Here is a 13771-nt window from a genome sequence, read left to right on the forward strand (position 1 = left end):
TAAAGGGTCACCTCAGGAAAGATCCCCTTGACCTGCTGTTTCGTGATGAGCGACCGTCAGCGCATGGAGATCTTGAGCTGCATCGCGGCCGTCGCCCGGCCCATCCACGATTTCGGTGACGAGTTCATGTCCGACGAGGCGACCGCCGCCGTGGGACGGGACGCCGGCTTTCCCCCGGGCCGCGGTTTCTATTGCCGGGGCCGCTTCGGCGTGCTCGGCGAGGTGCCGGTCGAAGTGGTCCAGGCGGTGCAGGGCTTCCTCGGCCCGGAGTTGGTCACCGCGGGCTGGCTGGCGGGGCGTTCCGCGATGCGGGCGGAGGAAGCCGCCGAGCTGTATGCGCAGGCGGTCCGTGCGTGGGGGCGGGCCCACATCCCCGCTGACGTCGACGTGGAACATGTCAACGACCTGGCCCAGCGGTTGATCGACGCCGCCGACGCCGACGCACTCCCCCTGTTCGCCGGGTGGCATACGCTGCCCTGCCCCGCCGACGACCCCGTCGGTGCGGCCATGCAGCGCCTCCACGTTCTGCGCGAGCACCGTGGCGCCTGCCACCTGGCGGCGGTACGGGCGAGCGGGCTGAGCGCCTGGGAAGCGATGACCGTCAACCTCGGCGTCGACCAGGCCCGCCACTACGGCTGGCCGGAGCCGACACCGGCCCCCGAGACCCTGATCCCCCGGTGGCAGCGCGCCGAGCACCTCACCGACGAACTCCAGACACCGCTCTACGCCACCCTGACCGCCCGGCAACGCACGGAGTTCGCCCGCCTCGTCGCGGCGCTGACGGCCCCGCCGACCCCGTGATCGAGACTTCGTTCGAACCTCGCGGTAATTCGTGGGCGGATCCGCGGAAGATCACGTACTGTGTGGCTGCACGCCCTGAGACGGATGGAAGGAGGCGAGTGCTGTGCGGTTCAGATCTTTCACCAAGCGCTCCCTCGTTCGCTGTCCCGGCGTGATTCGCGAGTTCTGACCGGGAGCGCTCCAAGCAGCTTTTTTCCCGGAGGAATCCATGACCGATCTGGTCATCCGCGCGCTCTCCGCGAGCGACGCTCATCTTTTCGACGCACTCCCCGACCCGCTGGGCGCCCGTGAGAAGCATCGGCGCACCCAGTTCCGTACCGAGTGGAAGCGCGTCGCCCTGCGCGACGGCGAGGTCGTCGCGCGCGGGGCGTGGTGGGGCGGGCCCGAGGACTCGGAGCCTGTCAACATCAACTGGTTCGACGTGGCCGAGGGCGAGGAGGAGGCCGGGGTCGAGCTGCTCCGCTCCGCTCCCTGGCAGGTCGAACTCGAGATCAACCTGCCCGGTGGCTGGCGGGACAGCGCCGACCTGCGCGCCAGCGCCGAGGCGCGCTTCGCCGCCGCGCGAGCCGCTGGGTACGAGCTCCTGGTGGAACGTTTCCTGTACCGCTGGACTCCGGAGCGAGGTCTGCCCGAGCGGCCCGGACGCCTGCGGTTCAGCGCCGAGCCGGACGACGCCGCGTTCTTCGACGCGTTGCGCCGTATCCACTCCGTCACCCTGGACGCCCACGCGATCCGGGCCATCGAGGAGGGCGGACTCGACCGGGCAGCCCAGGAGGAGCTCGACTTCTTCCACTGGTGCCCCTCCCCGCGGGAGTGGTGGCAGATCGCTCGCACGCCGGAGGGCGAGCTGGCCGGCATCCACATCCCGGCCCACAACCCCTCCGGTCCGACGATCGGCTTCATCGGAGTCGTACCGGAACAGCGCGGCCGAGGCTACGCCTACGACCTCCTCGCGGAGTGCACGCACCACCTCGTCGAGCAGGGCGCCGAGTTCATCACCGGAGCGACCGACCAGGGCAACTTCCCCATGGCCGCGAACTTCGCGAAGGCCGGCTTCCCCGTCATCAGCGAACGCATCAACTTCCACCCGACGGGCGACGCCTCCTAGCGAGGAGTAGCCCGTGGTGAGTGGTCCGGTCCTTGGGCAGGGCCGGACCACTCACCGGTCTCTGGCTGTCTGCGGCCCGCGGGTGGGGCTTCGGGCTAGCCTTCGGTGCGCTTTTCCTCGTGGGTGCCGCGGGGCAGGGTGACGGCCATCATGGTGCTCGGGGCGTCCACCGCGAGGCGGTGCCATCGGCCTCGGGGCACGATCGCCGCGGTTCCCGCCGGCAGTGCGATCTCCTCCTCTTCGTCTCCCGGCTGGTCCGGGCGGAGGATGACGCGTATGCCGCCGGTGAGGCAGGAGACGAACTCGTCCGCCTCCGTGTGGATTTCCCAGTGGTCGCCGTGGACGTCGTCGTCGGTCTCCGCGTGGGCGACCATCAGCAGCCAGCCGTCCCGCTCCAGCTCGGTGTCCGTGGCGGGCTGCTCGGTGTCGATCCGGCCGCTGGGGTGAAGGTGGATCAAGGATCCGAAGAGTTCGATCGGGGTGACGGTCATGCGGGGACGTCCTTCCTGATGTGGTCCTGCATCGGGTGAGGTGTCAGCCGTACATCGCCACGCGGTACAGGGCCGCGAGCGCTTCGTCGATGGGGTGGGGCTCGGGCTTGCCGGAGGTGTCGAGCCTGTTCCACCGCTGGAGGTTCACCGCGACGGCCATCTGCCGCCGGCCGTCGGCACGGATCATGGCCAGCGCTCCGGCACCCCAGACCGTGCCGCCGTGGCCCCAGAAGGTGCACTGCTCAGTGCGCTGCTCGGTGCGAGGATGTGGCGTCTCCATCGGGTACAGACCGAGGCCGTAGTCGACCGTCTTTCCCTCCTGGGAGACGATCCTGACCGTGCGTTGCATCTGTGCCAGCGACGACGGGCTGATGATCTCGCCGGCCAGCAGCAGGGCGAGGAAGCGGTTGAGGTCCGCGACGGTCGATATCAGCGAGGCCGCGGGCCCCACCCATGACATGTCGTAGACGCTGTAGTCACGCGGCGGGTCGATCATGCCGAACCACGCCTCGTAGTGCCGCGCATGGGGGCCGTCGATGTGCGGTCCGGCGGGGAAGGCCGTGTCCTGGAGTCCGGCGCGCTCGATGACGTTCCGGGTGATGTACCGCTCGGCCGTCGTGCCGGTCACGTGCTCCAGGAGCTGGGTGAGGAGCAGGTAGTTGGTGTTGGAGTACACGCCCAGGGTGCCGCCCGGCGTGCCGACGGCAGGGGCGGCGACGCCCAGCTCGATCAGTTCGGTGCGGTCGAAGAGCGTGTAGCGGTGGTCGTCCAGGCTCTGGGGGCTGGTGTCCGCGAGGGAGGGGAACGCCTTCAACGAGGGGTAGGCGTACGGGAGGTACTCGGCGAGGCCGCTGGTGTGGTTGATCAGCATCCGGACCGTGATCGCGTCACCGCGTGCGCCGGGAACCAGACCCGGCAGGTACCGGCCGATCGGTGTGTCGAGACCGATCCGACCGGCCTCGACCTGCTGGAGAACCGCGGCGGCGGTGAAGGTCTTGGTGATGCTGCCGACCCGGTGCCGCATGTCGGCGGTGACGGGGCGGCCGGTGGCCACATCGGCGACCCCGGCCGCACCGCGCCAGACCTGGTCGCCGTCACGCACCTCGGCGAACAGGCCCGGCATCCCGGCCTGGTGGACGTTCTCCAAGGCGGCGTCCAGCGCCGTCGGATCCAGTAACTTCCCCACGACATCCGTCCTTTCGCATGGCTTTCGAGGCGAACTCCACGGCGGCCCGGTCTTGCCGCGACGCTCGGCACGCTCATGTCCTCATTATGCACGCAGCGCGTGCAACACCAAGTGCATGGTTAGAATGAGTGCGACGAGAGGGGCGAAATGGCAGGTCGAAGGCGTTGGTCGACCGAGGAGATCCTGGATGCGGCAGCGGAGTTGCTGCGCACGAGCGACACGGAGTCGTTCAGCGTGCGCAAGCTCGCCGCGACCCTCGGGACCGACTCCTCCAGCCTGTACCGGCACTTCCGCAGCAAGACGGAGCTGCTACGCGCGGTCGCCGACCGGATCCTCCTGGCTTCCATGGACGGCTACCGCGCCGAGGGCGACTGGAAGCAGCGCATCACCACCCTGGCCCTGCGCGTGAGGGAGGCGTTCGGCCAGCAGCCCCAGCTCGCGGCGGTCTGGGGACGGTACGCGTCGGGCGGCGCCGGCTCGCGGCTGGTCATGGAAGAGGCGCTACAGGCCCTGCGCGCGTCGGGACTGCCCGACGAGGAGATCCCGGCGCGCTATCACCGGCTCGCCGTCCTCATCGCCTCGCTCATCGCCTCCGAGGCGGGGGTCAGCACCATCACCCCGGAGGAGTACGAGCAGGGCATGGAGCTGTTCCGCGTCGCGGTACTCGGCGCCGACCCCGAACGCTTCCCCGCCCTGGCCCACTTCGGCCGCGACCTCCGCCCCCTCGGGGTCGACCGCCACGCCGCGTTCGAAGAGATCCTCGCCGCCCACCTCGCCCACATCGAGGCCGCGATCCCGACGGGCCGGCCGACCTCCGTGTGAGGGCCGGCCCGAAGGGCCGCGGCCGTCAGCCGATCTGTTCGGCCAGGGCGAGGAGGATGCCCGAGGGGCCGGTGAGGTAGCAGAGGCGGTAGATGTCCTTGTACCGCGCCACCTCGCCGAGCAGTTCGGCGCCGTGGGGGCGCAGACGGGCGAGGGTGTCGTCGATGTCGTCGACGGCGAACATGACCCGGTGGAGGCCCAGCGTGTTCGGCGCCGGGTGGTGCGAGCCGTCGCCAATCGCCGCGGGGGTGTCGTACCGCGCGAGCTCCAGCTTGCCGCGGCCGTCCGGGGTCCTCATCATCGCGATCTCGCTACGGACTCCGTCGATTCCGACGGCCTGGTCCGCGAAGAGGCCCTCGATCCGCCCCCTGCCTTCGACCTCCATTCCCAGCTCGGTGAAGAAGGCGACGGCGGCGTTCAGGTCTTCGACGATGATCCCGACGTTGTCCATCCGCTGAAGCGTCATGGTGGTGCTCCCTACTGCTGTGCACAGTCCTCCGAGGCCACCACCGGTATACCGAGGACGGAGCGGGCGGCCCGCTCGCGACACCCGTGCATCGGCATCGTTCGGTATCGGGTCGCTATCGGGTCACTCGGCCCACGGGAGCGGAATCTTGTCCTCGCCGCCGGGCATCATCGCCTTGCCGCCCACGGGCATGGCGACGAGTGCCTCCGCCGGGCCGCGCGCGGCCTTCAGCCGCCGTACGGCTCCGGCGGGGACGATGATGGCCTGGCCGGGCTTGGCGTATCCGGTGTCGCCGTCCGTCTCGATCTCGAACTCGCCCGACAGCGGCATCCACACCTGCTCGCGGTCGATGATGTGCACCGGCGTGGCGGAGTCCGCGCCGAGTGCCACCCGCCAGGTGCTGACCTCGGCACTGCCCTGGCTGGGTCCGGCCAGGCCGAACATCGAGCCGGCCGGCGTCGTGGTCGTCCGCTGCTCGCTCTCACTGACTACGTGCATCCGCATCTGCGTGTTCCTCCCGCGTAAAGCGCCTTTACTCACTCGCTGCGAGTAAAGGCGCTTTATTCAGGTGTGTCAAGATGAACCGGTGGAGACTCCTGACCCCCTTGAGCGTGCCGAGCTCACCTTCCTGCTCGGTATGGCCTTCCAGCTCGTCCTCTCCGAGTTCGTGAGCCGTCTCGACGCCGCCGGCTACGACGATCTGCGGCCCATGCACGGGCTCGTCTTCCAGGCGCTACGGGGTTCCGGCGCGACGAGCAGCGAGCTGGCGGAGCGACTCGGGGTCACCAAGCAGGCCGCCGGCCAGATCATCGACGACCTGGAGAAGCGGGGTTACGTCGAGCGGCAACCGCACCCCGCCGGCGGGCGCCGGAAGCTCGTCGTCCTGACCGCGAAGGCGCGGGAGCACCTGACGGTGGCCGGGCGGACCCTGCACGAACTGGAGGCGCAGGTGACGAAGCAGCTCCACGAAGCCGGCCATCACGTTCCGCGTGCCGAACTCGCGGCGCTCATCCGCGCGCTGGCCGGAGACTCGATCCCACCCTGGCGCCCCGTCTGGTGACGTCGGGGGCCAAGCCCGGCTACCGGCCCTGGGGTCTGCTTCCAGTTCAGGTTCAGGAAACGGTGAGCACGATCTTGCCGGTGGTGCGGTCCGTCTCGCCCAGGGCGTGGGCCTTGGCCGCCTCGGCGAGCGGGAAGACGGCCTCGATGTGGGCGCGCAGGGAGCCGGAGGCGACCAGGTCGGCGACGGCGTTCATGCCGGCGTGGTCGGCCTCGACGAGGAGGGTCTCGACGCGGACCTGGCGGGCCGCGGCCTTCGCGGCCTCGTCGGGGTCGGTCCCCGGCAGGAGCGACACCAGGACGCCGCCGGGGCGCAGGACGTCGAGGGAGCGGGCGCGGGTGTCGCCGGAGAGCGGGTCGAGGACCATGTCGACGTCCTGGACGGCGTCGCGGAAGTCGGTGGTGCGGTAGTCGATGACCTCGTCCGCGCCGAGCGAGCGGACGAAGTCGTGCTTGGGCGCGCTGGCGGTGCCGATGACGTACGCGCCGCGGGCCTTGGCGATCTGGACGGCGAGGTGGCCGACGCCACCGGCGGCCGCGTGGACCAGGACACGCTGTCCGGGGCGGACCGCGGCCGTGTCGACGATCGCCTGATAGGCGGTGAGGGCGGCGAGCGGCAGGGCTCCGGCCTGGACGTGGTCGATGCCGGCGGGCTTGTGCGCGAAGCCGCGGGCGGGGCCCGTCACGTACTCCGCGTGGGAGCCGACGCCGTGCGGGTAGGGCAGCATCCCGAAGACCTCGTCCCCCGGCTTGAACACGGTCACGCCGAAGCCGACGGCCTCGACGACGCCGGACACGTCCCAGCCGAGGACCAGCGGCAGACGGCCGAGGAAGAGCCCGGCGGCGCGGTGCTTCCAGTCGGTCGGGTTGACGCCCGCGGCGCGGACGGCGACGAGGATCTGGCCCGGGGCGGGCGCGGGCCGGGGCACGACGACCTCCGCGAGGACGTCGGGGGTGCCGTGGGTGTTCTGGCTGATGGCGCGCATGGTGGGCGTGGTGGGAGTGGAGTTTGGGGTGGTGGGGTTCGTCATGTGCACCAGCCTTGCCGGAGCCGCTCCCCCGTACCATGGCATGAATGACAACTTCCGACGGGATCGTGCCATGACCACCGCTGTCCATCGTGTCGTCGTCCTCGCCCTGGACGGGGTGTACCCCTTCGAGCTCGGCATCCCGAGCCGGATCCTCGGCGCGCTCCAGGACCGGTACGAGGTCGTGACCTGCTCCGTCGACGGCGGCCCCGTCGCCACGAACTCCGACTTCTCGGTGACGGTGGCGCACGGCCCGGAGGTCCTCGCGACGGCGGACACGGTGCTGCTGCCGCCGTTCGACATCTCCCGGCTCTCGCGCGAGCTGCCGCCGGCCGTGGCCGAGGCCCTCGCGGCGGTCCGGCCGGGGACCCGCATCGTGTCGATCTGCACGGGTGCCTTCGTCCTGGCGGCGGCCGGGCTGCTCGACGGCCGGCCCGCCACCACCCACTGGGCGGTCGCCGGCGTCTTCCGGTCCTGGTATCCGGCGGTCGCGCTGGACCCGGATGTGCTGTTCGTGGACGACGGCGACGTCCTGACCTCGGCCGGTGCCGCCTCCGGCGTCGACGTCTGCCTCCATCTCGTGCGGCGGGATCACGGTGCGGCCGTCGCCAATCACGTGGCGCGGGTCTGCGTCGTACCGCCGTGGCGGGACGGCGGCCAGGCGCAGTACATCGAACATCCGGTGCCCCCGTCAGCCGCGAACGGCACGTCGGCGACGCGCCAGTGGGCGCTGGAGAACCTGCACGAGCCGCTGACCCTGGCGCAGCTCGCCCGGCATGCCCGGATGAGCCTGCGCACGTTCACCCGGCGGTTCAACGAGGAAGTCGGGATGAGCCCGGGGCGCTGGCTGATCCAGCAGCGCGTGTCCCGGGCGCAGCACCTCCTGGAGATCACCGACCTGGCCGTCGACGACATCGCCGGACAGGTCGGCTTCGCGACCGGGACCTCGTTGCGCGAGCACCTGCACTCCGCGATCGGGGTCTCGCCGATGGCGTACCGCCGCACCTTCCGGGGGACCGCCGCGTCGGCGCGGTGAGTGCCGTGTCGACAGGGTGACGATCGGTGGCGAGTTCATCGGGGCAGGGGCGCCGCCTCCAGCCAGGGCCGTCGTCCCGGGCCGGTCGGGTGGGTGCCGGTGACGCCCATGACCACCGAGTAGAGGCTGGTCTCGGCGGTGATGAAGAGGCGGTTGCGCTTGGCGCCGCCCCAGGCGATGTTGGCGACCGCCTCGGGGACGTCGAGGCGGCCGATCAGGGTGCCGCCGGGGTCGTAGCAGTGGACGCCGTCGTCCATGGCGGCGACCCAGAGACGACCGCCGTCGTCGAAGCGGAGGTTGTCGAAGCGGGCCTTCTCGCGGGCCGCCGCGTCGGCGAAGACCGTGCCCTCGGACAGCGTGCCGTCGTCGCGTACGTCGAAGACCCGGACGAGGCCCGCGCGGGTGTCGGAGACGTACAGTTGGCGCTCGTCGGCCGAGAAGACGAGTCCGTTCGGCGCGTCGAAGCAGTCGGCTACCAGGCGGACTTCGCCCGTGGCGGGGTCGATGCGGTAGACGTTGTTCGCGCCGATCTCGCTCTCGGCGCGGTAGCCCTCGTAGTCGCTGGTGATGCCGAAGTCCGGGTCGGAGAACCAGATCGAGCCGTCGGACTTCACGGCCGCGTCGTTCGGGCTGTTCAGGCGCTTGCCCTGCCAGCGGTCGGCCAGCACGGTGACGGTGCCGTCGTGCTCGGTCCGGGTGACCCGGCGGCTGCCCTGCTCACAGGTGATCAGCCTGCCCTCGCGGTCGAGGGTGTTGCCGTTGGTGTGTCCGGCGGAGCGGCGGAAGACGCCGACCGAGCCGGTCTCCTCGTCCCACCGCAGCATCCGGTCGTTGGGGATGTCGCTCCAGACCACCTGGCGCCAGGCCGGCAGGTAGATCGGCCCCTCCGCCCAACGGCAGCCGGTGAACAGGACCTCCAGCGCGTCGTCCCCGTTCATGCACCTGCCGGTACGGAACCGGTCGTCCAGCATCTCGTACAGCCCCGGGCGCTCGCCGCTCATGGAGTCCACTCCTCAAGGTAACGGTCATACACCGAACCAGAATCAGCCTGTCACCGATCCTGCAAGATGAGATACTGACCAGGCTAGTGGATTCCGAATGGAGATTTGTGGATCACATCGATCGTGCACTGCTGGCTCAGCTCCAGCAGGACGCCACACAGCCGTACGCCACGCTCGGCCAGGCCGTCGGCCTGTCAGCCGGTGCAGCACACGAGCGGGTGCGGAAGCTGCGGGAGCGCGGCGTCATCCGGCGTACCTCCGTGGAGGTGGACCCCGCGGCCGTGGGCAGCGGCGTCCTGGCCTACGTCATGGTCGACTCGACGTCCTGGATGGGTGAGTCGGGACCGGCCTTCGCCGCGCTCCCCGAGATCCTGGAGGCGCACGTCATCGCCGGCAGCGCCTCGGTGCTGGTGAAGGTCAGGACCGCGACGACCGAGCAACTCCAGGACGTACTGCGCCGGATCTACGCGATCGAGGGGGTCAGCGGAACGCAGGCCACGGTGGCCCTGGAAACCTTCTTCGAGCGACCGCTCTCACCGCTGACCGCAGAGGCGCCGTGATCGCCTCACACCGTCGACCTCGGTCGCGCCCCGGTGGACGGGTACACCGCGGATGCGGTGGGTGCTCGTCCACATGATCAAGGAGACGGCCCGCCATGCCGGCCACGCCGACATCCTCCGCGAGGAGGCTGACGGCTCCACCGGCAGGTGACGCACCAGCCTGCATGTCAGGCCCTCGGCGGTGCCAGCCACCGTTCGGCGCGGTTCTGTTTGTCAGAGTCTTCGGAGCGGCGGGCGTGTGCCAATAGTCGGATACGCAGGGGTTCCGTCAGGCGGGCGACGTCGCGTTTCTGGCGCGGGCGGGTCTTCCAGCCCACCAGGTGCCGAACGGCTCCGGCGTCGTGCCGCTCGTCGGCCCGCGGGTCGGACAAGGCGGCGAGCAGATCGGCGATCGGTACCGTGCCGAGCAGTTCGCCGGGTACGCCCTCGTGGACGGGATAGCCGGAGCAGCGCCCGCTGCCGGAGCCGTACCAGCCGAGCAGGGCCAGCGCCCGGTCCACCGGGTCGGGGAACGCCCGTTGCAGGCGGTCCGTGAGATCCGCGAGCAACTCGGGAGACGGGCCACCGCCGGTGCGGGACAGGTCGAGGATCCGGTCGGCAGTCCCCTCCAGCCCCGCGGGCATCGCGGCCAGCCAGTCGCGCTCCGTCTCGGTTCTCGCCTCCGCCTGAATCCGGTCCGTCTCTCTCCGTCTCCCCCGACCCCGCTCACCGAGCCCACCTGCACCAGGAGCGCCTGCTGCAACACGCTGTACAGCGCTGTTGTCCCGTCCCTGAACTGGTTCACCCTCCGAGCGCGAACGATGCTCGTTCTTGCCACTTCGTGCCGTCGTGAACGATGAGTTCCACCGACGAGACGTGAGCCGTGAACGGGAGGCTGCCGGCGAGGTCGGCCGCGACCTCCTCCAGGACGGTGTCTTCCTGGCCTTGAGCGATGGTCAGGTGCGGCACGATCTCGGCGTAGCGGCCGCCGTACGGCGGAGCCTCGGGCCAGCGATCGGCGATCGCCTCCGTGAGCTGCCGCAACCGCTTGTCAGGCTCCGGGGCGAGGTAGAGGACTTCCGGGAGCCGTCCGCAGCGCTCGAACCGTAGGTCAAAGGCATCGTGGCTGACCAGGACGTCTGCGAGAGCGGCATGGACGAGCGTGTCGATCCGGCTCTCGTCGAGAAACGGGAAGAGCACGGTGACGTGGGCTGGGACACCGGCCTGGGCGGAGGGGTCGAGCCGTTCACGCCACCCGCGGACGGACGGCTCCGCCTCCGGGATCCGGACGATGAGACCCGTCTGGCCCGCCTGAAACGCACGGGTGCTGTCCTCTGCCATGACACCGCATGCTGCCACCTCTGCCCTGCACACCACGCCTCCTTGGCAGAAGTCGTCAGCGGGGACAGGCGTGCTTCTCCGCGCGGTGTCCCATCCACACCGCTACGTCGCACACGCGCAGGGCGCTGATCGTGTCCGGTAGTTCGGCGGACTGGCGTAGGGCGAGGAGTTGGTGGTGGAGGGTGTGGTCGTCGGCGCGTAGGGCCGTGTGGAGGGCTAGCCAGAATGAGGGGGTCGGGCTGCCCAGGGCGCAGCGGACGACCTTGTCGTAGACGGGGAGCAGACGGGGGCGTTTGCGTGCCAGGAGCTTGCCTGCGATGACCGGTCCGACCTTGGGCTGGGCCACGAGGAGATGCCATGCCTGGTGCGCCGGTGAGCCGCCGGACAGGTCGGTGGGCTCGGCATCGGCCATGTCCTTGTCCACCGGGATGGCGCGGAGCAGGTCGGAGAGGCGCGTGCCTAGTGGGCCCTCCAGGATGTCGAGCGCTACAGCAGTGGGCACGGTCACCGAGAGTGTCTGGACCGCGATCAGGTCTTCTGCCGTGATGCGGTGGGCTGTCTCCGGACGGTCGCCGCCGCCTGCCAGGTGTTCGAAGTGGCGGCCGGTGTACGTGGCGAAGTAGTCGCGCAGGTCCTTGATGGCTCGGGGGGCGGTGAGGTGGGCCTGGAGGAGGGTGGTCAGGGTTGCCGGGGTGGGGTGCGGAGGGGTGGCCTTGGGCATTCGTGCTCCGCTTCGGTTGTGGTCCGGCTGGGGTGGTCCCTGAGTGATCTCTCGGGTGATCGTAGTCAGTTCGCGCTGGTCTGGGAGGTGTTAGTCCGTACTTTCCCTGGGGGCCGCTTCGCTCGCCACGCGTGTGGCGAGGGAGCGGGTCGGCGGCTGGCCTATCAGTTCCGGGTGGACGAAGTAGCCTTTCTCCTCCGCCGGTTTGCTCTCCTCCGCGGTGAGCGGGTGGGCGCGGGCCCAGCTGTCGCAGCGGACTCCGGTGATCTGCCAGCAGACTTCGAGGTGCGGCGCGCCGCCCGCGATCGCGAAGGTGTGGTCGGTGAGGGGGCGGCTGACGTGGAGTTCGGGGGCGGGGGCGCCGACGGAGGTGAGCTGGTAGCGGAAGGACTGGTTCAACGACTCGAACCAGTCGGGGAGTTCGACGGTGGCGTGGCCGTCGTCGTCGAGGACGACCGTGCCGTCGTAGACGCTCTTCAGCTCGGAGGACACGACCGTCGCGTGGACGAGGTAGCGGTCCTCGGGCTGGAGAGGGTGGTCGATGCGCATGAGGGCCGCGCCGTCGGAGACGGTTCCGGTGATGACGACGTCGCCGTCCAGGTAGGCGGCTTGTGACGATCCCTTCGCGTAGAGGCCGACGGCTCCGTGGGCTTCCACTCCGTTGCCCTGGACGCTGGTGCCGGTGACGCCGGGGCCGAGGGTGCAGGTGCCCTTGACGCCGGGGTGCATGCCGCCGCCCTTGCCGTGTACACCGGCGTTGCCCGTACTGCTGCCGGACAGGCCGGGCCCCGCGCCTCCGGTGCCCTCGACGCCGGGCTTCGTACCGCCACCCTTGCCGGTGACGCCCGCTCCCTGCTCGCTGGTGCCCGCGACACCGGCGCCCCGGGTGCTCGACGCGGAGACGCCCGCGCCGCTCGCGCTCTCGGCGAGGACCCCCGCACCGCTGGCGCTGACGCCCTTGAGGCCGGCGCCGGCGGTGCCCGTACCGAGGACTCCGGGGCCGGTGCCTCCTCCGGTGCCGGACACGCCGGCGTCCCGTGTGCTGGTGCCGGACACGCCCGGGCCCGAGGTGCCGGTTCCCTCGACGCCCGGGTGCGCGCCGCCACCCTCGCCGGTGACGCCCACTCCCTGCGTACTCGTGCCGGAGACCCCGGCGCCCTGGCTGCTCGTACCGAGCACGCCCACGCCGGACGTACCGACGCCTTCGACGCCCGCGGAGGTCCCTCCGCCCTCGCCGTGCAGGCCGGCTCCGGTGGTGCTGCTTCCCTGAACGCCCGGACCTTCGGTCGCCCGGCCCCTGACGCCCGCGCCCTGGCCTCCGCCCTGGCCGGTGACGCCGTCGCCCTTCACGCTGGTGCCCGCGACGCCCGCGCCGTCGGTGCTCGTACCGGAGACTCCCGGGCCGCCCGTGGCCTTGCCGTCCACGCCGGGCGCGGTGCCGCCGCCCTGGCCGAGGACTCCGGCACCGCCGGTGCTCGTTCCGGAGAGTCCGGGGCCGTCGGACGCGGTGCCGAGGACGCCCGCGCCCGTGCCGCCGCCCTTTCCCATGACGCCGTCGGCCTGTTCGCTGGTGCCCGCGACTCCGGGGCCGGTGACTCCGGTGCCGGTCACGCCCGGGCCGGTGCCGGTGGTCTCGCCGGAGACTCCGGGGCCTTCTTCCGAGGTCCCGCGCAGTCCCGGTCCCGACCCGGTGGCGGTGCCGGACACGCCCGCGCCCTGGGTGCTCGTGCCCGCCACGCCGGGGGCGTCCGTGCCGGTGCCGGTCACGCCGGGGTGGCCGGATCCGCCCGTACCGGTCACTCCGGGGCCCTGGGTGCTGGTGCCGTGGACGCCCGGGCCCTGGACGCCGGTGCCCGACACGCCGGCGCCGGCGCCCTCGCTGACGCCCGACACGCCGACCCCGCCCGCACTGATGCCGACGACTCCGGTGCCTCCGCCGGGATGCCGGGACCGGCCCACCACCCCTACGCCGCCGGAGCGGTTGTGGACACCCGCGACGCCACCGATCGGATCCTCCGCCGTGCCCGCGTTGCCGCTGCTGCCGAGTACGCCGTTGCCCGAGCTACAGTCTCCCCACACACCGAACTTGCGTGTCCCCGGGTCGAATTGGCTGGCGCCGTCCTGCGCTTCAGGGGGCTGCACGGGTGACATGTCCGTCTCCTCTCCCGGGGT

General features: G+C 71.0%; 16 protein-coding genes and 1 pseudogene. 7 read left to right on the top strand and 10 right to left on the bottom strand.

Annotated elements, in window-relative coordinates; translation table 11 throughout:
- Positions 1–63 precede the first annotated feature (63 nt).
- Positions 64–801, top strand: coding sequence for a hypothetical protein (locus tag ACFXMG_RS01990; protein WP_383813827.1), 738 nt, complete (start codon positions 64–66; stop codon positions 799–801).
- 208 nt (positions 802–1009) lie between these two features.
- Positions 1010–1909, top strand: a complete 900-nt coding sequence (locus tag ACFXMG_RS01995; protein WP_383813828.1) for a GNAT family N-acetyltransferase — start codon at positions 1010–1012, stop codon at positions 1907–1909.
- 95 nt (positions 1910–2004) lie between these two features.
- Here ACFXMG_RS01995 and ACFXMG_RS02000 read toward each other — a convergent pair whose 3' ends face one another.
- Both ACFXMG_RS02000 and ACFXMG_RS02005 read right to left on the bottom strand, forming a co-directional pair.
- The gene (locus ACFXMG_RS02000) at positions 2005–2400 is read right to left on the bottom strand and encodes a cupin (RefSeq protein ID WP_383813830.1); all 396 of its coding nucleotides are present in this window, start codon (positions 2398–2400) and stop codon (positions 2005–2007) included.
- A gap of 43 nt (positions 2401–2443) precedes the next feature.
- Positions 2444–3523, bottom strand: coding sequence for a serine hydrolase domain-containing protein (locus tag ACFXMG_RS02005; RefSeq protein ID WP_383813968.1), 1080 nt, complete (start codon positions 3521–3523; stop codon positions 2444–2446).
- A gap of 210 nt (positions 3524–3733) precedes the next feature.
- On the opposite strand from ACFXMG_RS02005, the gene ACFXMG_RS02010 reads away from it, so the two are divergent.
- On the top strand, positions 3734–4408 hold the full coding sequence (locus ACFXMG_RS02010; RefSeq protein WP_383813832.1) for a TetR/AcrR family transcriptional regulator: 675 nt from the start codon (positions 3734–3736) through the stop codon (positions 4406–4408).
- Positions 4409–4433: 25 nt separating this feature from the next.
- Here the strand turns inward: ACFXMG_RS02010 and ACFXMG_RS02015 are convergent, their stop codons facing one another.
- Together ACFXMG_RS02015 and ACFXMG_RS02020 are read right to left on the bottom strand one after the other, a co-directional pair.
- Positions 4434–4874 carry a VOC family protein gene (locus ACFXMG_RS02015; protein ID WP_383813834.1) on the bottom strand — a complete coding sequence of 147 codons (441 nt, stop codon included), beginning with the start codon at positions 4872–4874 and terminating at the stop codon, positions 4434–4436.
- 123 nt (positions 4875–4997) lie between these two features.
- The gene (locus tag ACFXMG_RS02020; protein WP_383813836.1) at positions 4998–5378 is read right to left on the bottom strand and encodes a cupin domain-containing protein; all 381 of its coding nucleotides are present in this window, start codon (positions 5376–5378) and stop codon (positions 4998–5000) included.
- An 82-nt stretch (positions 5379–5460) separates the two neighbouring features.
- Here ACFXMG_RS02020 and ACFXMG_RS02025 point away from each other — a divergent pair, with 82 nt between their 5' ends.
- Entirely contained in the window at positions 5461–5934 is a 474-nt protein-coding gene (locus ACFXMG_RS02025; protein ID WP_383813838.1) for a MarR family winged helix-turn-helix transcriptional regulator, read from the top strand.
- Positions 5935–5986: 52 nt separating this feature from the next.
- Here the strand turns inward: ACFXMG_RS02025 and ACFXMG_RS02030 are convergent, their stop codons facing one another.
- On the bottom strand, positions 5987–6919 hold the full coding sequence (locus tag ACFXMG_RS02030; RefSeq protein WP_383813970.1) for an NADP-dependent oxidoreductase: 933 nt from the start codon (positions 6917–6919) through the stop codon (positions 5987–5989).
- A gap of 115 nt (positions 6920–7034) precedes the next feature.
- Here ACFXMG_RS02030 and ACFXMG_RS02035 point away from each other — a divergent pair, with 115 nt between their 5' ends.
- The gene (locus ACFXMG_RS02035; RefSeq protein ID WP_383813839.1) at positions 7035–7997 is read left to right on the top strand and encodes a GlxA family transcriptional regulator; all 963 of its coding nucleotides are present in this window, start codon (positions 7035–7037) and stop codon (positions 7995–7997) included.
- Between the two features lie 35 nt (positions 7998–8032).
- Here ACFXMG_RS02035 and ACFXMG_RS02040 read toward each other — a convergent pair whose 3' ends face one another.
- A complete protein-coding gene (locus ACFXMG_RS02040) occupies positions 8033–8998 on the bottom strand; it encodes an SMP-30/gluconolactonase/LRE family protein (RefSeq protein ID WP_383813841.1) in 966 nt (321 codons plus the stop codon).
- A 107-nt stretch (positions 8999–9105) separates the two neighbouring features.
- On the opposite strand from ACFXMG_RS02040, the gene ACFXMG_RS02045 reads away from it, so the two are divergent.
- On the top strand, positions 9106–9558 hold the full coding sequence (locus ACFXMG_RS02045; protein WP_383813843.1) for an Lrp/AsnC family transcriptional regulator: 453 nt from the start codon (positions 9106–9108) through the stop codon (positions 9556–9558).
- A gap of 37 nt (positions 9559–9595) precedes the next feature.
- Positions 9596–9709 (top strand): annotated as a pseudogene (locus ACFXMG_RS02050) (DUF664 domain-containing protein); the annotation flags it as partial.
- A 16-nt stretch (positions 9710–9725) separates the two neighbouring features.
- Here the strand turns inward: ACFXMG_RS02050 and ACFXMG_RS02055 are convergent.
- The 4 genes from ACFXMG_RS02055 to ACFXMG_RS02070 all read right to left on the bottom strand — a co-directional run bounded on the left by ACFXMG_RS02055 (position 9726) and on the right by ACFXMG_RS02070 (position 13750).
- Positions 9726–10181: a hypothetical protein gene (locus ACFXMG_RS02055; RefSeq protein WP_383813845.1), complete on the bottom strand. Its 456-nt coding sequence runs from the start codon at positions 10179–10181 to the stop codon at positions 9726–9728.
- 157 nt (positions 10182–10338) lie between these two features.
- Entirely contained in the window at positions 10339–10911 is a 573-nt protein-coding gene (locus ACFXMG_RS02060) for a 2'-5' RNA ligase family protein (RefSeq protein WP_384899867.1), read from the bottom strand.
- Positions 10912–10933: 22 nt separating this feature from the next.
- A complete protein-coding gene (locus tag ACFXMG_RS02065; RefSeq protein WP_383813848.1) occupies positions 10934–11599 on the bottom strand; it encodes a DUF6308 family protein in 666 nt (221 codons plus the stop codon).
- 90 nt (positions 11600–11689) lie between these two features.
- Entirely contained in the window at positions 11690–13750 is a 2061-nt protein-coding gene (locus tag ACFXMG_RS02070) for a hypothetical protein (RefSeq protein WP_383813850.1), read from the bottom strand.
- Positions 13751–13771: the final 21 nt, after the last annotated feature.

The organism is Streptomyces sp. NPDC059201, assembly GCF_042754585.1.
GTDB lineage: Bacteria > Actinomycetota > Actinomycetes > Streptomycetales > Streptomycetaceae > Streptomyces.